We start from the raw sequence: 21,118 nt of genomic DNA on the forward strand, positions 1-21,118 counted from the left end.
GTCCACCAGTGCCCACCGAGACCGGCGACAACACCCCCCGGATCATGCACACGACAGGGGCAGTAAGTCATACCGGCCTCGGTGACCAGCGAGCCCTTGCCTCAGGGCCACGAAAAAGGTAACGGGGTGGGGGTTCAGGGGTGGGGGTTCAGGGGTGGGGGGTGGCGGGTTCTTCGGGGCCGACGAAGGCTTCGCTGCGGGCCTCGCCGTCGTCGCTGCCGCCGAAGAGGCGGGCGTCGTCGGGGATCTCGGCGTCATCGGGGCGGTGGGAGGCGGGGCGGCGGGGGGCGGGGCGTGGGGGCGGCGCCGACTGCCAGGGGAGGCTGCCCGCGCTGTCACCGACCTCGGTACGCAGCCGGGGCATCGCGGTGGGCCGCTGGTCGCGTACCCAGGCCACCAGATGCTCGCGGACCAGGCAGCGCAGGTCCCACAGCGCCCCCGCGCTGCCGGCGCTCACCAGCGCCCGGAGCTTGACCATGCCGCCGGTCGCGTCGGTCACCTGGAGCACGCAGACCCGACCGTCCCACAGTTTGGTGCTCTCCACCACGCGGCGCAACTCCTCCCGCATCGGCTGCACCGGGACCGACCAGTCGACGTCGAACTCGGCCGTGCCGAGCACCGCCGCCTCGGTACGCGTCCAGTTCTGGAACGGGGTGCTGGTGAAATAGGAGGTGGGCAGAATCAGCCGGCGGTCGTCCCAGATCTGCACCACCACATAGCTGAGCGTCAACTCCTCGATCCGGCCCCACTCCCCCTCGACCACCACCACGTCGCCGAGGCGTACCGCGTCGCTGAAGGCCAGTTGCAGGCCGGCGAAGACGTTGCCCAGCAGGCTCTGCGCGGCCAGCGCGGCGACGATGCCGACCACACCGGCGCTGGTCAGCACGCCGGCACCGATGCCGCGTACCGCGGGAAAGGTCATCAGCATCACGCCGAGGGTCAGCACGACGATCACCACGATGGTCACCCGGCGCAGCATCACCACCTGGGTGCGCACCCGGCGGGCGTGCCGGTTGTCCGGCACGTCCACCCGGAACCGGGCCAGCGCGGTGTCCTCCACCACCACCAGCAGCGAGGCGACCAGCCAGGCGGTGGCCGCGATGACCGCCAGCACCAGCAGGTGCAGCAGGGCCTGTCGCCACCCCGTGCCCACCGCGTACCCGGTGCTGAGCCGCACGGCGAACTGCACGGCGAGCACGGTCGCGGCGACCTGTAACGAGCGGTGGGCGTGCTCGGCCAACTCGGTCAACAACAGCGACCGGCGACCCCACCGCTGAATGAGGCGATGGGCCACCTCCACCACGGCAAGGGCGATCGCCGCCGCGGCGAGCACGGCGACGACCGTCACGAGGTAGCTGTGCACGTGTGCTTCTCCTTCTGACCCGACGGCAGTATCCGCACGAAGGGGCAATCCTGCCTCGGATCATCCGCACCGGCCATCGCGGCGGAGTCGGTGACGGCGGAGAAGTCAGACCTTGCGGTAGCGGGACTGGAGGAAGCAGTAGACGCCGAAGGCCGCGATGCCGAGCGCGATCAGCGTGAGCAGGATGGCGCCGTACGACTGGTCGCGCAGCGTCCGTAGCGCGGCGTCCAGGCCGCGGGCCTTCTCCGGGTCGTAGTTGACGGCGGCCAGCACGAGCAGCAGGCCGGTGACGGCGAACGCGCCGCCCCGGGAGACGTAGCCGGCCATGCCGAGCCGACGCGCGAGATGGGTGGTCCGGGGACTCATCTCGCCGGTCTTCAGTCGCTTCAGGAACTTCTTCCGGGCTCCGTAGACGGCCATGCCCACGCCGATCCCGGCGAGGACCAGGCCGGCGAGACCGACCAGCCAGCGGCCACCCGAGGACTCCATCAGCCGGGCGGTCAGCTCCTCCTGTTGCGAGGCGCTGTCGGAGTTGGCGTTGGCGAAGACCTTCCAGGCCGTCCAGGCCAGCCAGAGGTAGATGACCGTCCGGGCGGCCGAGACGATCCGCTCGTTGCGCCGGTCGTTGCCGCGTTCGGCGTGGTGCCCGACGGCCGCCTCCAGGGCCTGCCAGATCGCCATCGCGAGCATGCCGACCGCGATGGCGACGACGAGGATCCTGCCCATCGGTTGGGCGGCGAGGGTACGCAGCGCGCCGGACTGGTCCCCGTCGTCGGCGGAGTTGCCGAAGGCGATCTGCAGCGCCAGCCAACCGAACAGCAGGTGCACGATCCCGTAGCCGATGAAGCCGGCCCGGGCGAGGAGTTCCAGCCACCGGCTGTCGGCCGTACGGGCGGCGGTGGCTTCGGCGTTGCGGGTGAGAGACATGGGCCCTCAATCTCCGCATGCGAAGATTTCCAAACGCGGCGGGGATCAGCCCGGGTTACGCGAGATCGTCACCTTGACCTCGGAGTCGGTGACGCTGTCCAGGATCACCCCGAGGCCACCGATCTCGGTGGCCTGCTGGCCGACCGTCAGCGACACCTGCTCGCCACCGACCTCGATGGTGACCCGGTCGTCCTGGGCGCCGACGAGCCGCGCCTCGACGCCGAGGATGCTGGCCCGGGCCTCCACACCCCGGTCGAAGGTCACCGTGCAGGCGTCCAGAGCGCAGTCGGTGCTGGCGCCCTCACTGCTGCACCCGACCAGCAGGGCCGCGCCGAGCGTGAGGCCGGCCAGCAGCCCGGCGGCCCTGCGGAGGGGAATGGGGAAGGGCTTGATCGTCACGCGGTCAAGAGTACGACTGGACCGCGAACGGCTCCGGTGTCGAGGACCGCCGGAGACAATGGGCGGGTGAGCATGCTGGTCGAGGACGATCCCGCCAAACGGCGCTACGAGATCCTGGTCGACGACGCGTTGGCCGGGTTCGCCCAGTACCTGCCGCGCGACGAGGTGCTGATCTTCACGCACACGGAGGTGGATCCGGGCTTCCAGAACAAGGGCGTCGGTTCGGCGCTGATGCGCGGCACGCTGGACCAGGTCCGCGCGCAGGGGCAGCGGGTGGTGCCGCAGTGTTCGTTCATGGCGGCGTTCATCAACCGCCATCCCGAGTACGCGGACCTGGTCACCAGCCTGGACTGAGCGCGACGCCGCCGAGCAGTTCGGCGGCGGCCCGGCCGGCGGCCCGGGTGGCGCCGTGGGTGGCCACGTGCACCGCGCCGAGGACCAGCGCCGGAACTCCCAGCTCCACCACCACCGCGTCGGGCCGCTCGGCCAGCGCCCGGTCGACGGCGGCGCGCATCCAGCCGTGCCGGTGCAGGTCGCGGACGACCAGGACCAGCGGGCGGCCGGCGGCCCCGGTGGCCGGATCGGCGGGTACCGTGGCCTCGGTCCAGCGGACGCCGGTGGTGCCCGGCACGAGTTCGGCCAGCGGTGCGGCCACCCCCCAGGGGGTCGCCGTCCCGATCGCGAGGTTGTGCGGGGGCTCGAATTCCACCACGTGCGGCGGAGCGGCCAGCGGCAGTTCCGGGGCCCCGTCGCCGGTGACGGTGACCCGGATCGCGCGCCGCGCCGCGACCAACCCGATCGCCGAGCCGCCGCCGGCCGGCGCGCCTGCGGCGTCGCCTCGGGCCGTACGGGCGGTGGCCGTCCACGCCGCGAGCTGCCCGACCCGCTTCGCCGCCTCGGTCAGCCGCTCCTCCGGCAGTTGCCCGGCGAGCACCGCCGCCACGATCGCGTCCCGCAGGTGCCGGGCCGTCTCCTCGTCGGCGTGCTCGCCGCCGACACAGATCGCGTCCGCCCCGGCGGCCAGCGCCCGCACCGCCGCACCGGCGAAGCCGTACCGGCCCGCGACCGCGCGCATCTCCACCGCGTCGGTCACCACCACACCGTTGAAGCCCATCTCCTCGCGGAGCAGGCGGCCCAGGATCCGCTCGCTCAGCGTGGCCGGCAGTTGGGGATCCAGCGCCGGCACCAGCAGGTGCCCGGTCATCACCGCCTGCACGCCCGCCGCGACGGCGGCCCGGAACGGAGCCAGTTCGACGGCGTGCAGCCGGTCCCGGTCCGCGCTGATCCGGGGCAGGTCGTGGTGCGAGTCGACCCGGGTGTCACCGTGGCCCGGGAAGTGTTTCGCGCAGGCGGCGACACCGGTCGACTGCAGGCCACGCACCCAGGCGGTGGTGTGCCGGGCGACCAGGGCCGGCTCGGCACCGAACGAGCGGACGCCGATCACCGGATTGTCCGGGTTGGAGTTGACGTCGGCGTCCGGCGCGTAGTTCAGGGTGATGCCGGCGGCGGCGAGTTCGGCGCCGAGGTCGCGGGCAACCTCCTCGGTGAGCGCCGGATCGTCCACCGCGCCGAGGGCGAGGTTGCCCGGACGGGAGCTGCCCCGGCCCGACTCGATGCGGGTGACGTCCCCGGCCTCCTCGTCGATGGCGACGATCACGTCGGGCTGCTCCGCGCGCAGCGCGGCGGTGAGCGCGGCCACCTGCGCCGGGTCGACGACGTTGCGGCTGAACAGCACCACCGAGCCGAGTCCGTCGCCGAGCCAGCGGCGGATCCAGGCCGGTGGGACGGTGCCGACGAACCCGGGCTGCAGGACCGCGGCGGCCAGCCTCGCCAGGTTTCCGTTCAATGCGCTCCCCCGTCTTCTCCGCCGCGCCGGCTCCCCCGCCACCCGGCGGTGCAGACATGGTCACACCGGGCCACCCAATTAGTCAATAAACCTTACAGTTGCCTTGGGGGCACTACGCCCCCCTCAGTCTTCGCCCGACTGCTCGACGAACACCGACGACGACCTCCCGCAGGGCAGCCCGGGGGGACAGTGCGGGAATGGACCCGCTGCTGCTGGCCGACGCGACGAGCCCGGCCGACATCCCCGGCGTACGCCTGCTCGGCCTGGTGGTCGGCGGCCTGCTGCTGCTCATCGCGACCCGGGCGATGTTCCGACGCTGAGTGTGACCCGCGCCCACCGGGGTACCGCCTGCGGCGCAGGCACCACCACGGCGAGGGGTGACAAAATGAGGATCGGCTATTTCCTGTCCACCGAGGAATACCCGCCCGCCGAGTTGCTGGCGCAGGCCCGCGCCGCCGAACGGGCCGGGTTCGAGGCACTCTGGATCTCCGATCACTACCATCCGTGGACCGACGCGCAGGGGCAGAGCCCCTTCGTCTGGTCGATGATCGGCGCGCTGAGCCAGGCCGTCTCACTGCCGGTCACCACGGCGGTGACCTGCCCGACCACCCGCATCCATCCGGCGGTGCTGGCCCAGGCTGCGGCGACCAGCGCGGTGCTGCACGGCGGACGGTTCTCACTCGGGGTGGGCTCCGGCGAGGCGCTCAACGAACACATCCTCGGCGACCCGTGGCCGCAGGCCGACATCCGGCTGGAGATGCTGGAGGAGGCCGTCGAGGTGATTCGGAAACTGTGGCGCGGCCGCTTCGTCAACCACTACGGACGCCACTACCGGGTGGAGCACGCGCGGATCTACACGCTGCCCGAGACGCCCCCGCCGATCTACGTCTCCGCGTTCGGCCCCAAGGCGGTCCGGCTCGCCGCCCGCATCGGCGACGGCTTCATCAACACCATGCCCGACGGCGAACTGGTACGCCGGTTCCGGGAGGAGGGCGGCGGTGACAAGCCGTGCCAGGCCGGCTTCAAAGCCGCGTACGCGCCGACCGAGGAGGAAGGCGTACGGCTGGCGTACGAACGCTGGCCGACCGAGGCGATCCCGGGCGAACTGTTGCAGGTGCTGCCCTCGCCACGGCACTTCGAGCAGGCCGCCCAACTGGTCGCCCCGGAGGCCATGCGCGAGGGGTTCGTCTGCGGCAACGACGCCGAGGCGCACCTGGCGAAGATCGACGCGTACGCGAAGGCCGGCTTCGACGAGATCTACGTCGCCAACACCGGACCGCACTGGCCGGGACTGCTCGACCTGTACCAGCGCGAGGTGCTGCCCCGGATGCGCTGAACCGGTTGCGGGCCGCCGGGTTTCGCGGGCGGAGCACCCGGGTACCTGCGGCCTCCGATGAAGCTCACCACGCACTCGATGTCGTTGCGCCGCGCGGCGCGCAGCCTGTTCGGCTGGAAAGCCCTGCGCCCCAACCAGCTCGCCGCCATGCGGGCCGTGATGAAGCGGCGTGACGCCCTGGTGGTGCTGCCCACCGGTGCCGGCAAGTCGGCGATCTACCAGATCCCGGCCAGCCTGATCCCCGGCCCGACGGTGGTGATCTCACCGCTGCTCGCCCTTCAGCAGGACCAGGTCGCGGCGCTCAACGAGCGGCAGCGACCGGAGCTGCGGGCGGTCCGGATCTCCTCCGACGAGGGGCCGGCCCAGCAGGCCGAGGCGATCGCCGAGATTCGCGACGGACGGGCCGAGTTCCTCTTCATCACGCCGGAGCAGTTGGCCAACCCGGACCGGCTGGCCGAGGTACGCGCGCTCTCCCCGGCCCTGGTCGCGATCGACGAGGCGCACTGCATCTCCGCCTGGGGGCACGACTTCCGCCCGGACTACCTGGCACTCGGTCAGCTCATCGAAGGCCTCGGCCGCCCACCGGTGGTGGCGCTGACCGCCACCGCCTCCCCGCCGGTACGCGACGACATCGTCGCCCGGCTGCGACTGCGCCAGCCGGAGATCGTGGTGTCCGGGCTGGACCGGCCCAACATCTTCCTCGAGGTGACGCACTGCCCCACCGAGGACTACCGCTGGCGACGGCTGGTCGCGCTGCTGCGCGAGGACGAGCGACCGGGCATCATCTACGTGCCCACCCGCCGGGCCGCCGAGGAACTGGCCGCCCGGCTCACCGAGGCGGGCTTCCTCGCCGAGCATTACCACGGCGGGATGTCGGCTGGCGCCCGCGCCCGACTGCACCAGCGCTTCCTCGCCGACCAGGTGCCGATCATGGTGGCGACCTCGGCGTTCGGCATGGGAATCGACAAGCCGAACATCGCCTGGGTGGTGCACATGGCGCTACCGGACTCTCCGGACAGCTACTTCCAGGAGATCGGCCGTGCCGGGCGGGACGGCCAGCCGGCCCGCGTACTCCTGCTCTGGCAGGCCGAGGACGTCGGCCTGCAACGCTACTTCAGCGGCGGCCTGCCCGACGCCACCGAACTGCGGGACCTGGCCGCGCTGCTGCGCCACGCCCCGATCACCCGCAAGGAGTTGCGCGAGACCACCGGGCTCGGACCGCGCAAACTCGGGCAGTACCTCGCCCTGCTGGAACAGGTCGGCGCCGCCCACACCCGGGCGGGGCAGCGCGTGGCCGCCCCGCGCTACTCCCCCGCGCCGGTCGACGCCGCCGCGGCCGCCGTGGCGGAGGCCGAGCGCCGGCAGAACCTGACCCGGTCGCGGACCGACATGATGCGCGCCTTCGCCGAGACCAGCGCCTGCCGGGCGCAGACGCTGCTGGCCTACTTCGGCGAGCAGATGACCGGGATCTGCGGGCACTGCGACAACTGCCATGCCGGCACCAGCGCCCCCGACAGCGGCGCGGTGGGGCCGTTTCCCGTACACAGCCAGGTCCGGCATCCGGAATGGGGCACCGGCCTGGTGCTCAGCTACGAGGAGGGCCGGATGACGGTCCTGTTCGACGAGGTCGGGTACAAGACCCTCTCGGTCAGCGTGGTGTCCGAGCAGGGGCTGCTGACACTCAACTAACCCGGGCCGGCCGCCTGCGGCGGCTCAACTAACCTGAGCGGGCCGCCGCAGCGCGCGGCCGGCGAGAAGGTGGACGACGAGCGGGAGGGACGCAGCCGTGATCGAAGAACCGGCGTACACCGGTTTCGGCTTCTCGGACGAGGAGTGGGGGCTGCTGGTCGGCCTGCCGCAGTCGGTGCTCACCGCGGCGAGCGCCGCCGAGTCCGACGGCACCCGGGCGACGATGGCCGAGGGCGCCGCCGGCCTGGAGAGCATCTCGGCCGGGCGGGAGTCGGCCAGCCCGCTGGTGGCGGCCGTGGCCGGGGAGATCGTGACCCGGGTGGGCGACCCGGAGGCCGGCGAGGAACTGCCGGTCATCGCGCCCGAGGACCCCCGCGCCTACGCCGAGGACGTGCTCGCTCGGGCCAAGGAGGCCACGACGCTGCTGGCGGCCAGGGTGGGCGAGGGCGAGGCCGGCGCGTACCGGCACTGGCTGGTGGAGATCGCCGAGCAGGTGGTCGGCGCGGCCAGCAGCGGCGGACTCCTCGGGCTGGGCGCCAGCACGGTCAGCCCTTCGGAGCGGCGCTTCCGCGACCGGCTGGCACAGATCCTCCACGACTGAACCCGGGTGGGGGCGGCGCCGGTCGGCACCGCCCCCAGGCACCGGTCGACACCGCCCCCATCGCCGCGAGGCTCCGCCGTCAGGCGACGCGGCGGCGGAACAGCACGGCGGAGAGCACCACCGCGATGGCCAGCAGGCCGAGGTACCAGGCCGCCGCCCGGGCCGGCGCCGAGCCGACCGGGGTGTCCAGCAGCAGCCCGCGCAGGGACTCGATGACCGGCGTCACGGGCTGGTTCTCCGCGAAGCCGCGTAGCCAGCTGGGCATGGTCTCGACCGGCACGAAGGCACTGCTCGGGTATGGCAGGAACATCACCAGGAAGGTGTAGCCGCTGGCTGCCTCGGGGGTGCGGGCGAGCAACCCGAACGCCGCCGACAGCCACGATATCGCCAGCAGGAACAGCAGCAGCACCCCGGCGGCGGCCAGCCAGCGTAGCGGTTCGACGGCCGGCCGGAACCCGATTCCCACGGCGACCGCCAGCACCAGCACGGTGGACACCATGTTGCGCGCCACGCTCGCCACCACGTGGCCACCGATGATCGAGGTGGCGCCGACATCCATCGTGCGCAGTCGCTCGATCATGCCGTTGGTCATGTCGGTGGTGACGCTGACCGCGGTGCCCGCCGCGCCGAAGCCGGTGCAGAGCACCAGCACGCCGGGCACCACATAGGTCACGTACGCCGAGCCGGTCTCGATCGCCCCGCCGAAGAGGTAGACGAAGAGCAGCATGATGATCACCGGCAGCAGCACCGAGGTGAGCAACGCGTCGAGGTTGCGCCGGGACAACCGGACGCAGCGATCGATCATGATCACGGCCCGGGTGCCCCGGAGGGTCAGCTCAGACATTGGCCACCTCCCGCTCGTTGCTCACCGGACGATCGGTGAGGGTGAGGAAGACGTCGTCGAGGGTCGCCTCCCGGACGGTGAACCGGAGCAGTCCGTGCCGGTCCGGGTCGACCTCGTCGAGCAGGGCACGTACCTGGGGCGCGCTGCCGTCGGTGGCCACGGACAGCTCCTGCCGGGCCGGCTCGCGGTGAATCACCCGGTCACCCAGCCGGCGTGCCGCCTCGGCGAAGCTGGCCGCGTCGCGCCAGGTCAGCTCCAGCCGCTGGGCGCCGAACCGGCGCTTGAGGTCGGCGGCCGTTCCCTCGGCGGCGAGCCGCCCGCCGTGCAGCACCGCGATCCGGTCGGCGAGGCGGTCGGCCTCCTCCAGGTACTGCGTGGTGAGCAGCACGGTCACCCCGGCCCCGGCGAGTTCACCGATCAGCTCCCACAGCCCCTGCCGGCTGCGCGGATCGAGACCGGTGGTGGGCTCGTCCAGAAAGATCACCGACGGCGTGCCGACCAGGCTGGCCGCCAGGTCGAGGCGGCGTCGCATGCCACCGGAGTACGTCACCACCCGCCGGCCGGCGGCGTCGGTCAGGTCGAAGCGTTCCAGTAGCGCGGCGGCGCGGCCGCGGGCCGCCGCGCCGGAGAGCCCGGCGAGCCGGGCCAGCATGATCAGGTTCTCCGCGCCGGTCTGCTCGTCGTCGAGCGCCGCGTGCTGGCCGGCGAGGCTGATGCTGCGCCGCACCCGCCGCTGCTCGCGCAGCACGTCGTGGCCGGCGACCCGGGCGCTGCCCGAATCCGGCCGGGTCAGGGTGGCCAGGATCCGCACCGTGGTGGTCTTGCCGGCGCCGTTGGGACCGAGCAGGGCGTGCACCCCGCCCCTGGGCACCCGCATGGACAGGCCGTCGAGGACGACGACATCAGCGAAGGACTTGCGCAGGTCGACGAGTTCGACCGCGGGTGGTTCGGGCACAGCTCCGCCTCCATGACTGCGTATGTCATACGCTTTAATGCGTAGACCATACGCAGAAGCTAGGATGATCGTCAAAAACAGCCCCTGGGAGGCGGAGTGGGTGACCCCGACGGCGACCTGCCGGACGACTTCGAGCTGCCCGAGAACGTGGCGCTCGCCTGGGGGCTGCGCGACCGCCCGTCCCGAGGCCCGAAGCGCAGCCTCAGCCTGGAGCAGGTGGTCGCCACCGGCATCCGCGTGGCCCAGGCCGACGGGATCTCCGCCGTGTCGATGAGCCGGGTCGCCAGCGAGCTGGGCGTCGGCACCATGTCGCTCTACCGGTACGTGCCGACCAAGCACGATCTGCTCGACCTCATGGCCGACACCGCGTACGGGCCGCCTCCGTCACCGCGCGCCCCCGGCGAGGGCTGGCGGCCGGCGCTGACCCGCTGGGCCGAGGGGAACCTCGCCGCGCTCCGCCGCCAGCCGTGGATCCGGCACGTGCCGATCGGCGGCCCGCCGATCAACCCGAACGCGGTGCGCTGGATGGAGTACGGCTTCCTCGCGCTGCGCGGCACCGGACTGCGCCCCACCGAGCGGATCTCCACCATCCTGCTGGTCAGCGGGTACGCGCGCAGCTGGGCCACGACCACCGGCGACCTCGCCGAGGCCGCCGCCCGGACCGGGCAGACGCCGGACGAGGCGGGTCAGCGCTACTGGCGTCAACTGGCCGTGCTCACCGCGCCCGGCCCGTACCCGGCCATCCACGAGCTGATGGCCGAGGTGGGCGAGGAGGAGGAGACCGACGAGGCGGAGTGGCGGTTCGGGCTCGACCGGATCCTCGACGGCATCGAGGCGCTGGTCAAGGCCCGCGCCGCGGGCCAGACGCAGCATCAGTGACCGGCCGCTGAGCTCCACAGCCAGTTGATCGACTCCGTTCCGTCGGTACGGCGGTGTCCGAGCGGTCGGGACACCACCATTACGGCGAAACGGTGATGATCAAGCGCCTGGAGCAACCAAACCGGGACGGGCACGCACCGCGCGAGGCTGGTCTCAGGGCAGGGCGGACGTCCTCGCGGGCGATCTCGGTCGTCGGTGCGGCGGCCCGAGCGACCCGGACACAGGTCGCTTGGCTCAGGCGCGCTCCAGCAGGGTCAGCACCGCCCGTTCGGCCTGCTCCCGGGGCGTGTCCCGGGTGACCGGCGCGACCACCCCGTCGTGGAACAGATCCACCACCCGGGGGTCCACGTAGGACGTACGGGCCACCGTCGGGGTGTTGCCCAGCAGCTCCGCCACCTCCCGCATCACCCCCGCCACCGCCCGCCGCCGCGCGGTCACCGACCGCGCCACGGCGATCCCGGCCAGTTCGGTGGCCGCCCGCACCGTCGCGTGCCAGGTGCGGAAGTCCTTCGCGGTCATCTCCCCGCCGCTGGCCGTACGCAGGTAGTCGTTGACCTCGTCGGCACGCACGTCCCGCCAGTCGCGCCCGTCCCAGTAACCGAACAGCCGTTCGGCCGCCCGCCGTCGGCGGCGCAGGTCGATCAGCACCCGGCACAGCTCGGGGTCGTCGACGAGCCGCACCTGCTCGATGCCGCCCTTGGCCGGGAACTCGAAGACCACGCAGCCACGCCGGGACCGGGCGTGCTCGGGGCGCAGGGTGGCCACCCCGAACGTCGGGTCGTCGCCGGCCGCGTACTGGTCGCTGCCGACCCGGAAGATGCCGGTGTCCAACAGTCGGGTCACCGTCGCCAGCACCCGTCCCCGGCGCAGCCCCCGCTCGGCCAGGTCGTGATCGACCCGCTCCCGCAGCACCGGCAGCCGGCGCGCCACCTCCAGCACATGGTCGAACTTCGCCTCGTCCTGCCGTTGCCGCCAGACGGGGTGGTAGAGGTACTGCTTGCGGCCCGCGGCGTCGATCCCGGTGGCCTGGATGTGTCCGTGGGGGTACGGCGAGATCCAGACCTCGCGCCAGGCGGGCGGGATGACCAACGCCCGCAACCGGGCCAGCTCGTCGGGGTCGCGTACCGGCTCGCCGCGCTGGTCCAGGAATGACCAGCCCGGACCGCGCCGGCGCCGCGCGTACCCCGGCCGGCCCGGATCGCTACGCCGCAACCGCACGGTCGGCACGCACCACCCGTTCCACCTCGTCCACGGCCGCCAGTACCTCGTCGACGACGAGCGCGGCCATCGCCGGATGGCTACCTACCCCATCCCAGCCCGGCCATACCGCCGGGCCGGCCCAGAGCGCCCGGTGCCGCCGGCGCTCCGGCGGCGGCCCCCACCGGCTCGGCGGCACCGGACCGAACAGCACCACCGAGGCGACCCGGTAGCCGGTGGCCAGGTGCGCCACCCCGGTGTCCCCGCTGATCACCAAACGGGCGCCCGCGACCAGGGCGGCCAACCGGCCGAGGTCGGTCCGTCCGGCCAGCACCACGCCGGGCGGCAACCCGGCGTCGGCGGCGATCCGCGCGGCGATCTCCCGCTCCCCCGCGCTGCCGGTCAGCACCACCCGGTGCCCCCGGGCGGTCAGCTCCCGGGCCAGGGCCGTGTACCGGACGGCCGGCCACCGCTTGGCGACGACCTTGGAGCCGGGATGCAGCACGGTGACGCCGGTGGGCACGTCACCGGGCTCCGGGCGGCGCAGCTCCAGGTCGGTCGGGTCGGCCGGGATGTCGTACGCCGCCAGCAGCCGGCACCAGCGCGCCACCTCGTGCTCGTCGTCGTCCCACGGCGGCCCGTCGACGTGCCCGGCGGCGGCGTTGGCGAAGGCGAGCAACCGGCCGGGCCGGGTGGTGGCGAGCAGCCGGTGCGAGTCCGGTCCCCGGCCGTGCAGGTTGACCGCGACCTCGACCGGACCGGCGGGGCGCTCCAGCCGGTCCAGCCCCGCGGTCGGCAGCAGCCGGTCCACGCCGCCGACCAGCTCGACCAGCGGCCCCAGCCAGGTCGGCGCGGCGAGCGCCAGCTCCTGCCCGGGGTGGGCCGCGCGCAGCGCCCGCAGCGCCGGAACCGCGGTGGCGAGGTCACCGACGCCCAGGGCGCGCAGGGCCAGGATCACGGGTACGAGGTCTCCTGCTCGGCGCAGACCACCAGCTCGCGTACCGCACAGCCGGCGGGCTGGGAGAGCGCGAACAGCACCGCGGCGGCGGTGTCCGCCGGGTCGTTGAGGACGGCGTCCGGCCCCGGGCGGTACCGGGCGTCGCGGTCGTCGAAGAAGGCGGTACGCATCCCGCCCGGCACCAGCAGGGTGACGCCCACCCGACCGGCCAGTTCGGCAGCGAGCGCCCGGGTGAACCCGACCACCCCGAACTTGGCCGCGCAGTAGGCCGTCGCGTCGCTGACCGCCTTCAACCCCAGCGTGGACGCCACCGTGACGACGCTGCCCCGGGACGCCTCCAGGAACGGCAGGGCGGCCCGGATGACCGCCGCGGTGGCGAGCAGGTCCACCGCGACGATCCGGTCCCACGTCTCGCCGGGCACGTCGGCGAGCCGGCCGGGCACGTCGATGCCGGCCGCCGTGACCACGGCGTCCAGCCCGCCCACCCGCTCGACGAGCCGCCGGGTGGCCTCCTCGGCGCCCCGGGTGTCGGCCAGGTCGCACTCGATCCACGGCACCCCGTCGGCCGGCGCCTGTCGGTCCAGCACCAGCGGTCGGCCGCCGGCAGCGGCCACCGCCGCGACCACCGCCGCGCCCAGGCCGCTGGACCCACCGGTGACCAGCACCGTCCGCGCGGCGCTCATGCCGGCTCTCCGGCGCGCCGCGACACCGCCGCCCGGCCCGCGCCGGCCACCTCCGCGTTCCCCCGGCCGGCCGTCGCGGCGATCATCTGGCTGGTGGAGCGCCCGTCCAGGTACGGCACCACCACGGTGTGCCCGCCCCAGCGGCGCAGAATCTCCGCCTCGGGCAGGGCGTCGCCGTCACCGCCGCCGGTGGCGTAGTCCCCGCCCTTGACCCAGACGTCGGGCCGGAGCCAGGACAGCGCCGCCGCCGGCGTCGGCTCGTCGAAGATCATGACGGCGTCGACACAGCTCAGCGCGGCCAGCAGTCGACTTCGGTCGTCCTGCCGCATGACCGGGCGGCCCGGGCCCTTCAGACCGCTGACACTGGCGTCGGAGTTCAGGCACACCACCAGGCAGTCACCGAGCTGCCGAGCGGCCTGCAGGGTCGCCACGTGACCGGCGTGCAGCAGGTCGAAGCAACCGCCGGTGGCGACCACCGTCCCGCCGGCGGCCCGGACCCGGGCCACCACGGCGGCGGCCGCGGCCACCCCGACCCGGTCACCGGCCACCGCGGCGTGCACCGCCTGCGGCGCCCGCCGCACGGGCGGCGGCAGCGCGGTCGCCACTCCCCCCTCCGCCACGTACGCGGAGGCGTCGGCCACCGCCTCCTGCACCGCCTCGGAGACCACCGCCCCACCGGCCAGGGCGAGCCCGGCGGTGGCGGCGAACCGGTCCCCGGCACCGCAGGTGTCCCCCTCGGCGGCGAACGGGGCGGGCACCATCAGCGGGGTCGATCCGGCGTGGCTGAGCAGCGCGCCGTCGGCGCCCAGCGTGACCGCGACCGCGCCCGCCCGCCAGCGCTGCCGCAGCCGCTCGGCGCCCTCGTTGGCCGTGGCCAGCCGGGTGGCGGCGGCCGGCACCTCCACCAGCTCCCGCACCTCCGCCTCGTTCGGGGTGACCAGGTGCACTCCCGGCACCGCCGCCGGCCCGCGCGGATGCGGATCCCAGACCAGCGGAGCCCGGCTCGCCGCCATGGCCACCCGCAGCGCCGGCTGCCGTGCCACCCCCCGGCCGTAGTCGCTGACCAGCAGCACCGACGCCCGCTCGATCGCCCGCAGCACCGCCTCGGCGGGCTCCCCCGGCTCGCTGGCGCCGCCGCCCCGGTCGTGTCGCAGCAGCACCCGGCCCCCGGCCCGCAGCCGGATCTTCTCCGGTGTGGCCCCGGCCAGCGGCAGCGGATACACCTGCACCCCCGCGGCGGCCAGCAGCACGCCCAGCCGGGCTCCGCCCGCGTCGTCGGCCAGCGCGGTGACCAGCACCACCTCGGCGCCGTGCAGCGCGGCGAAGATGGCGGCGAGTCCGGCGCCGCCGGGCCGGTCGACGTGCGCCATCTCGTCGAGCACCGGTGCCGGCGAATCGGGGCAGAGCCGGTTGACCATGCCCTCGACGTCCCGGTCGAGCAGGGTGTCGCCGACCACCACCACGGGTCCCATCACCATGCCTCCTCACGCCTCGACCGGTCGGCCCGCGCCGCCGTCCAGCACCACCTCGACGCCGGTCCGCACCGGGCCGGCGGCCGGCGCGGCGGGGACCGTCGATCCGAGGTACTCCGGCAGCGCCTGTTCGACGTACTCGCAGAGCAGATGGCTGGAGACCAGGTGCAGCTCCTGGACGACCTGGCTGTCCGGTGAGTCCACGGCCAGCACCTCGTGGCAGGCGTCGGCGAGCGGATTCGGGGCCGGGCCGGTGAAGGCCCAGCAGCGCAGCCCGGTCTCCCGCCCGGCCCGGGCGGCGGTGAGCAGATTGCCGCTGCCACCGCTGGTGGAGAGCAGCAGCAGCACGTCGTCGGGGCGGCCGTGGGCGCGGACCTGGCGGGCGAAGACCTCGTCGTAGCCGTAGTCGTTGCCGATCGCGGTCAGCGCCGAGGTCTCGGCGTGCAGCGCGATGGCGGACAGCGGCTGGCGGTCGTCGCGGAGCTTGCCGACCAGTTCGGCGGTGAGGTGCTGCGCCTCGGCGGCGCTGCCGCCGTTGCCGGCCACCAGCAACCGTCCGCCGGCGGTGAGCCGACGCGCCAGCGCGGCGCCCCAGCGGGCGAGCAGCGGCTCGCACCGCCGGTACGGCGGCAGGGCCGCCGCCAGCAGCGCCAGGTGCTCCTCGAGCGGGGTCCGCGCCGGCATCAGGCCACCACCCGGCTCGGCCGATGCACGGCGGCCACTTCGGCGTAGACCTCGGCGAGCCGCTCGGCGGTGACCGTCCAGGAGTAGTGCTGCCGGGCCCGGGCGCGGGCCGCCCCCGCGTAGGCGAATCGACAGATCCGGTCGTCGAGCAGCCCTCGCAGCGCCTGGCCCAACGCCCTCGGGTCCCGGGCCGGCACCAGATCCCCGGTCACGCCGTCGACCACCGTGTCGCGCAGCCCGCCGACGGCGGTGGCCACCACGGGCACCCCGCACGCCATCGCCTCCAGCGGGGTCAGACCGAACGGCTCGTACCAGGGTGCGGCGACCAGGATGTCCGCCGAGCGGTACCAGCGACCCATCTCCTCGCGGGGCACCGCGCCGACCAGGCGGACCCGGTCAGCCACACCGCAGCTGCCGGCCAGGGCGCGCAGCCGACGGGCGTACGGGTCAGTCTCCAGCAGACCGGCCGGAGGGCCGCCCACCACCACACACTCCGCGTCGGGTACGTGCGTCATGGCCCGCACCACGGTCTGGAATCCCTTGCGTTCCACCAACCGGCCGACGGTGAGGATCCGGGCCCGTCCGGGTTCCCGTTCGGCGGCCGGTCCGAGCGGGGCGAAGGTGGCCAGGTTGACCCCGGACGGGATGACCGTGATCCGGGACCGGGACACCCCCATCCGGACCAGCTCGCCCACCTCGTCGCGGCACTGGGCGATCACCCGGTCGACCGTACGGCCCAGCTGGCGCTCGTAGCCGATGCGCCGGGCCGGGCTGGTGTCCTGCACGCCCTGGTGGCGGCGCTTGACCGTGCCGAGCGCGTGGTACGTCAGCACCACCGGTATCCCGGTCTGCCGGCTGGCCTCCAGCGCGGCCAGGCCGCTCATCCAGAAGTGCGCGTGGATCACCTCGGGGGCCCAGTCACCGCCCCGCCAGCGGTCCACCAGCCACGCGCTGAACGGCGGCATGTGCGGCAGCAGGGCGTCCTTGACGACCGGCTCGGCGGGACCGGCCGCGACGTGCACCACGTCGTAGCCGTCCGGGCTGCGTACGGTCACCGGCAGGTCGACCGCGTCGCGGCGGGTGTAGACGCGTACGTCGTGCCCGGCGGCGGCGAGCGCGGCGGAGAGCTCCGCGACGTGCGTGTTCTGGCCGCCGGCGTCCTCGCCGCCGAGGATGGCGAGCGGGCTGGCGTGCTCCGAGATCATCGCTATGCGCATACTTCCTCCTCCAGGAGCCGGTCCCAGTCGGCGAGGAAACGGTCGAGGCCGTAGCGTTCGCGGGCGGCGCCGCGGGCACGCGCGCCCGCCCGCCGCGCCCGGTCCGGTTCGGCGACGAGCCGACCGGCGGCCGCCAGCAGGGCGTCGACCCGGGTGGACAGGGCACCGGCGTCGGGCGGCACCGCCATCACCGCCTCGGTGGTGGCCAGCGCCACCACCGGCATGCCCATGCTCATCGCCTCGATCAGACTCAGCCCCAGCGAGGTCCACCGGCACAGGTGCAGGTACGCCCGCCGCCTGGCCAGCTCGGCGTGCATCCGATGCTGTGGCACGTCGTCGTGGCTGGTCAGCCGGTCGGCGGGCAGCCCGAGCCGCTCGGCGAGCCCGGCCACCTTCAGGCCGAAGACGTCCAGCGGGGCGATCTCGGCGAACCGGGGCAGCAGATCGGTGCCGGTGACCCGCCACCGGCGTACCGGCTCGTTGATCACCACGGCCAGCCGGTCCAGCTCGCCGGTGTAGGCCACCGCCGGCGGCACGATGCCGTGGTCGACGACGGTGGTCCGGGTCGAGCCGGTGTCCCAGAAGAGTTCGTTGAACGCGGTCACGTGGGCGATGAGCAGGTCGTCCCGGTCGGCCATGGGGTGGCGGCTGTGCGGGACGTCCCCGTCCTTCGGGGTGTTGTGCTCCACGTAGATCGCCGGCAGGTCGCGGCCCGGGCGGCGGCCGAGCCACTCGGCGGCCAGGTCGATCTCCTCGGGCCGTTGCAGGATGGCCACGTCGACCTCGGCGCTGCGCAGCTGCTCGGGGCTGATCTCGGCCGCGCTCTCCGGCCAGGTGTAGGTGCGCGCGCGACCGAGGCCGTACGGGCCCCGGTCCGGGGTGGCCGGCACCAGGTAGCGGTGCTTGCCGTGCACGAACGAGGTGGTCCAGGAGCCGTGCACGTGCCAGAGCAGAATGTTCATCGCTTCCTCCCACCACCGGCGGGCACCAGCGACGCGGTCCGCGACACCGTGCCGAGCAGCGCCGCCGGGCGACGTGCCGGTGGTACGCCCAGCAGCCGCAGGGCGTCGAGCACCGTGTCCGGCTCGACGCCGCTGAGGCAGGGGTGGCCGGGCACCGGGCAGTGCGCGGCACGGGTGTCGCGGCAGGCGGCCGTGGCGTCGCCCAGGCGTACCGTCGGCACCCGCCACGGTCCCCACTGCCCGAACGGGACGGTCGGGGCGAAGAGGCTGACCACCGGCACGCCGTGCGCGGCGGCCAGGTGCGCCGGGCCGGTGTTGCCGACCACCACCGCGCCAGCGGCGGCCACCACCGCGGAGAGTTCGGCCAGTCCGGTACCGCCGCCCAGGTCCACGGCGTGCCGTCCGGCGACCCGGGCGGTCAGCTCCCGCTCCTGCGGGCCACCGGTGACCACCACGCGGTGCCCGGCCGCGGCCAACCGCCGGGCGATCCGTTCGGCCACCTCCGGTGGGCAGCCCCGGGCCTGCACGGCCGACCCGGGATGCAGCATCACGTACCCCGGTTCACCCGCCTCGGCGGGCGGCGGCGGCACCGGACGCAGCCGAAGGCACGGCTCGTCACCGTCGGGCAGCGCGTAGCCGGCGGCGGCGGCCAGGGACAGGGCGCGTTCGGCCTCGGGAACTCCGGCCGGCACCCGGTGCCGGACGTCCAGCAGGCTCCCCGGGTAGTCGTCGCTGATCGCGGCGATCCGCGCGACACCGGCCATCCGCAGCAGCAGCGCCAGCGGCAACGGCGACTGGTGGAACGAGGTGAAGACGACCGCCTCGTCGGCGGCGACGGCGGCGAGCCGGGTGGTCAGCGCGGCCAGCCGAGCCGGATCGACCGGCTCGGGCACCGGGTCGATCCACGGCAGCGCGTGCTCGACCACCTCGTCGACGCCGGGCAGCAGTTCGGCGGCGGCCCGGCCGCGCGGGCCGCAGAGCAGCACCACCCGGTCCGCCCCGGCCGCGACCGCCCGGATGCCCGGCCCGGTCACCAGCACGTCTCCCGCCGAGTCCGACCGCACCACCAGCACCGTGCGCCGCCCGCCGCCACGGGCCCCGGCAGCGGTACGGGCCGATGCGTGGGCGGCGGCGGTCGGGCGGATCGACGTATCGCCGGTGACCGGACGGCCCCCGGCCCGGACCTCGTCGGGGGGCGCCGGGGCCGGTCGCAGCGCGTCCCGACGGCGCAGCAGTTCCGCGACCGCGGACGACAGGTCGCCGGCCACCCAGGGCGCGGCGGCGATCTCCTCGGCCCGGGTCACCGGCGTCGGCACCAGCAGGCCTGCGGCACCGGCGGCCAGCGCGGCCGTGACGTCGCGTCCGATGTCGCCGATCAGGACGCAGCGGGCGGGCACGGTGCCCAGCGCGGCGGCGGCGGCGTGCACCAGGCCCGGCGCCGGCTTACGGCAGGCACAGCCGTCCCCGTCGTCGTGCGGGCACACCTGCCAGGAGTCGAACGGGCCGAGCAGGGCCTGGATCCGGCGGTGCACCCGATCCAGTTGCCGCTCGGTGAACAGGCCCCGGGCGAGTCCGGACTGGTTGGTCACCACCGCGAGCTTGAATCCGGCCGCGCGCAGCCGGTCCAGGGCGGCGCGCGCCCCCGGCATCGGGCGTACCTTGTCCGGATCGCCGTTGTACGGCACGTCCTCGACCAGGGTGCCGTCCCGGTCCAGCAGGACCGCGTCGAACAGGGCGGGCCCCGGCCCGGCCCGGCCGGCAGCGGCCAGCACCCCGGCTGACCTGCGATGATCCGGCTCCCCATGGTCCTGTCGCACGGGCGGCGGGTTCCCGGCGCCCGGGGGGTGTAAACGTCGGCCGCGGCGCGGTGGACGCCGAGCGCGCCGGCACCCGCCGGACGCCGCCGCGGGTGGCCTTACCCACGGCCCCGGAGAAGCTAACCCGCCCGGCGGTCAGCCGAGCTGACGGCGAGGGTGTCTGCTGCTGGCGTGTCAGCGTTGTTTAGTGCTCTGTGGGGTGCAGTGTGGTCGGGTGAATTTGAAGGAGTGGGCGGCATCTCAGGGCGTCGGGTATGCGACTGCGCGGCGGCAGTCTGCGGCTGGGAAGCTTCCTGTTCCCACGTATCGTCTTCGCCTGCGGGGATGACCCGGCGTGAAGGCAATTCAGGCGTATCGTTACGCGTTGGACCTCACACCGGCGCAGGAGCGTGCGGCGCTGGCCCACGCCGGGGCGGCTCGGGTTGCCCATAACTGGGCGCTGGCCCGGGTGGCGGCGGTGATGAACCAGCGCGCGGCCGAACGTACCTACGGGGTCGCCGACGCGGATCTGACGCCTGCGATCGGTTGGTCGCTGCCGGCGCTGCGGAAGGCGTGGAACGCCCCGAAGGACGAGGCCGCGCCGTGGTGGCGGGAGTGCTCGAAGGAGGCGTTCAACACCGGCCTGGACGCTCTCGCCCGAGCACTGAAGAACTGGTCCGACTCCCGCACCGGAAAGCGGGCTGGCCGGCCGGTCGGGTTTCCTCGGTTCAAGTCGCGTCGCCGTAGCGTGCCGAGTGTGCGGTTCACCACCGGACCGATCCGGGTGGAGCCGGACCGTAAGCATGTCGTGCTGCCCCGGCTGGGTCGGTTGAAGCTGCACGGCTTCGGCGAGCTACGCCGCCAACTGGCGTACAAAACGCAATGGAACGGTGGCCGGCTGATCGTGGCCGACCGCTGGTACCCGTCCAGCAAGACCTGCTCAGGCTGTGGCGCGGTGAAAACCAAGCTCGCCCTGTCCGAGCGCACCTACACCTGCACCACCTGCGGCATGGTCCTCGACCGCGACCTCAACGCCGCACGCAACCTCGCCGCACTGGCGACTGGAGTGGACACCGCCGGGAGTGGCCCGGTGACTGGACGTGGAGCCGACCGTAAGACCCGCCCCGGCGGGCAGGTGGCTACGAAGCGTCAACCCGGCACGGCGATCGCCGATCAGACCGGGACCGTCCCACCGCAAGGTAGGACTACTGATCACGTGCTCGCTAGAGCACACTGAAAAGTAACGGGAGCCATTTCCCCCCGGAAGGGACAACTGGCTACGCTCTGGGGGACCCTGTCCGCCGACCGAG

At 73.9% G+C, this 21,118-nt stretch carries 20 protein-coding genes and 2 pseudogenes; 7 read left to right on the top strand and 15 right to left on the bottom strand.

The window, feature by feature from the left end:
* Positions 1 to 148: 148 nt before the first annotated feature.
* From IEY61_RS16260 to IEY61_RS16270, 3 genes are all read right to left on the bottom strand, one after another.
* Complete coding sequence (locus IEY61_RS16260) at positions 149 to 1,363, bottom strand: mechanosensitive ion channel family protein (RefSeq protein WP_189045134.1); 1,215 nt, start codon at positions 1,361 to 1,363, stop codon at positions 149 to 151.
* A 105-nt stretch (positions 1,364 to 1,468) separates the two neighbouring features.
* A complete protein-coding gene (locus IEY61_RS16265) occupies positions 1,469 to 2,290 on the bottom strand; it encodes a DUF1206 domain-containing protein (RefSeq protein WP_189045136.1) in 822 nt (273 codons plus the stop codon).
* 45 nt (positions 2,291 to 2,335) lie between these two features.
* Positions 2,336 to 2,689 carry a hypothetical protein gene (locus IEY61_RS16270; protein ID WP_189045138.1) on the bottom strand — a complete coding sequence of 118 codons (354 nt, stop codon included), beginning with the start codon at positions 2,687 to 2,689 and terminating at the stop codon, positions 2,336 to 2,338.
* Positions 2,690 to 2,761: 72 nt separating this feature from the next.
* Here IEY61_RS16270 and IEY61_RS16275 point away from each other — a divergent pair, with 72 nt between their 5' ends.
* On the top strand, positions 2,762 to 3,043 hold the full coding sequence (locus tag IEY61_RS16275) for a GNAT family N-acetyltransferase (RefSeq protein WP_229705977.1): 282 nt from the start codon (positions 2,762 to 2,764) through the stop codon (positions 3,041 to 3,043).
* On the opposite strand, the gene IEY61_RS16280 is transcribed toward IEY61_RS16275, so the two are convergent.
* The gene (locus IEY61_RS16280; protein WP_189045143.1) at positions 3,027 to 4,535 is read right to left on the bottom strand and encodes a glycoside hydrolase family 3 protein; all 1,509 of its coding nucleotides are present in this window, start codon (positions 4,533 to 4,535) and stop codon (positions 3,027 to 3,029) included. The two genes, IEY61_RS16275 and IEY61_RS16280, sit on opposite strands and share 17 nt — an antisense overlap.
* Before the next feature lie 197 nt (positions 4,536 to 4,732).
* Here IEY61_RS16280 and IEY61_RS31815 point away from each other — a divergent pair, with 197 nt between their 5' ends.
* The 4 genes from IEY61_RS31815 (at position 4,733) to IEY61_RS16295 (ending at position 8,161) form a co-directional block, all read left to right on the top strand.
* On the top strand, positions 4,733 to 4,855 hold the full coding sequence (locus IEY61_RS31815) for a hypothetical protein (RefSeq protein ID WP_268240650.1): 123 nt from the start codon (positions 4,733 to 4,735) through the stop codon (positions 4,853 to 4,855).
* Between the two features lie 65 nt (positions 4,856 to 4,920).
* Positions 4,921 to 5,871, top strand: a complete 951-nt coding sequence (locus IEY61_RS16285) for a TIGR03557 family F420-dependent LLM class oxidoreductase (RefSeq protein WP_189045145.1) — start codon at positions 4,921 to 4,923, stop codon at positions 5,869 to 5,871.
* Positions 5,872 to 5,928: 57 nt separating this feature from the next.
* Positions 5,929 to 7,560, top strand: coding sequence for a RecQ family ATP-dependent DNA helicase (locus tag IEY61_RS16290; protein WP_189045147.1), 1,632 nt, complete (start codon positions 5,929 to 5,931; stop codon positions 7,558 to 7,560).
* 97 nt (positions 7,561 to 7,657) lie between these two features.
* The gene (locus tag IEY61_RS16295) at positions 7,658 to 8,161 is read left to right on the top strand and encodes a hypothetical protein (protein ID WP_189045149.1); all 504 of its coding nucleotides are present in this window, start codon (positions 7,658 to 7,660) and stop codon (positions 8,159 to 8,161) included.
* Between the two features lie 79 nt (positions 8,162 to 8,240).
* On the opposite strand, the gene IEY61_RS16300 is transcribed toward IEY61_RS16295, so the two are convergent.
* On the bottom strand, positions 8,241 to 9,005 hold the full coding sequence (locus tag IEY61_RS16300; RefSeq protein ID WP_189045151.1) for an ABC transporter permease: 765 nt from the start codon (positions 9,003 to 9,005) through the stop codon (positions 8,241 to 8,243).
* Positions 8,998 to 9,960: an ATP-binding cassette domain-containing protein gene (locus IEY61_RS16305; RefSeq protein ID WP_189045153.1), complete on the bottom strand. Its 963-nt coding sequence runs from the start codon at positions 9,958 to 9,960 to the stop codon at positions 8,998 to 9,000. The genes IEY61_RS16300 and IEY61_RS16305 overlap by 8 nt, the downstream gene beginning before the upstream one ends.
* Before the next feature lie 96 nt (positions 9,961 to 10,056).
* Here IEY61_RS16305 and IEY61_RS16310 point away from each other — a divergent pair, with 96 nt between their 5' ends.
* Complete coding sequence (locus IEY61_RS16310; protein ID WP_229705952.1) at positions 10,057 to 10,839, top strand: TetR/AcrR family transcriptional regulator; 783 nt, start codon at positions 10,057 to 10,059, stop codon at positions 10,837 to 10,839.
* A gap of 234 nt (positions 10,840 to 11,073) precedes the next feature.
* Here the strand turns inward: IEY61_RS16310 and IEY61_RS16315 are convergent, their stop codons facing one another.
* The 9 genes and pseudogenes from IEY61_RS16315 to IEY61_RS32160 form a co-directional block, all read right to left on the bottom strand.
* Positions 11,074 to 12,057, bottom strand: coding sequence for a DNA topoisomerase IB (locus tag IEY61_RS16315; protein WP_189045392.1), 984 nt, complete (start codon positions 12,055 to 12,057; stop codon positions 11,074 to 11,076).
* Positions 12,041 to 12,994, bottom strand: coding sequence for a glycosyltransferase family 9 protein (locus IEY61_RS16320; RefSeq protein WP_189045155.1), 954 nt, complete (start codon positions 12,992 to 12,994; stop codon positions 12,041 to 12,043). Before IEY61_RS16320 ends, IEY61_RS16315 begins: the two co-directional genes overlap by 17 nt.
* Positions 12,991 to 13,677 (bottom strand): SDR family oxidoreductase, encoded by a 687-nt coding sequence (locus tag IEY61_RS16325; RefSeq protein ID WP_189045157.1) that lies wholly within the window; start codon positions 13,675 to 13,677, stop codon positions 12,991 to 12,993. Before IEY61_RS16325 ends, IEY61_RS16320 begins: the two co-directional genes overlap by 4 nt.
* Positions 13,674 to 15,155, bottom strand: coding sequence for a PfkB family carbohydrate kinase (locus tag IEY61_RS16330; protein WP_229705953.1), 1,482 nt, complete (start codon positions 15,153 to 15,155; stop codon positions 13,674 to 13,676). Before IEY61_RS16330 ends, IEY61_RS16325 begins: the two co-directional genes overlap by 4 nt.
* A gap of 6 nt (positions 15,156 to 15,161) precedes the next feature.
* Positions 15,162 to 15,836 (bottom strand): D-sedoheptulose-7-phosphate isomerase, encoded by a 675-nt coding sequence (locus IEY61_RS16335; protein ID WP_189045397.1) that lies wholly within the window; start codon positions 15,834 to 15,836, stop codon positions 15,162 to 15,164.
* A complete protein-coding gene (locus IEY61_RS16340) occupies positions 15,833 to 17,050 on the bottom strand; it encodes a glycosyltransferase (RefSeq protein ID WP_189045159.1) in 1,218 nt (405 codons plus the stop codon). Before IEY61_RS16340 ends, IEY61_RS16335 begins: the two co-directional genes overlap by 4 nt.
* Positions 17,041 to 18,012, bottom strand: a complete 972-nt coding sequence (locus tag IEY61_RS16345) for a glycosyltransferase (RefSeq protein WP_189045161.1) — start codon at positions 18,010 to 18,012, stop codon at positions 17,041 to 17,043. The genes IEY61_RS16340 and IEY61_RS16345 overlap by 10 nt, the downstream gene beginning before the upstream one ends.
* Positions 18,009 to 19,088 (bottom strand): annotated as a pseudogene (locus IEY61_RS32155) (glycosyltransferase family 9 protein); the annotation flags it as partial. The pseudogene IEY61_RS32155 and the gene IEY61_RS16345, both read right to left, overlap by 4 nt.
* 125 nt (positions 19,089 to 19,213) lie before the next feature.
* Positions 19,214 to 19,784: pseudogene (locus tag IEY61_RS32160) on the bottom strand (D-glycero-alpha-D-manno-heptose-1,7-bisphosphate 7-phosphatase); the annotation flags it as partial.
* 379 nt (positions 19,785 to 20,163) lie between these two features.
* Here IEY61_RS32160 and IEY61_RS16355 point away from each other — a divergent pair.
* Positions 20,164 to 21,045, top strand: a complete 882-nt coding sequence (locus IEY61_RS16355) for a zinc ribbon domain-containing protein (protein WP_189045165.1) — start codon at positions 20,164 to 20,166, stop codon at positions 21,043 to 21,045.
* Positions 21,046 to 21,118: the final 73 nt, after the last annotated feature.

Origin of the sequence: Micromonospora sonchi (genome assembly GCF_014646235.1) — a bacterium.
Taxonomy (GTDB): domain Bacteria; phylum Actinomycetota; class Actinomycetes; order Mycobacteriales; family Micromonosporaceae; genus Micromonospora; species Micromonospora sonchi.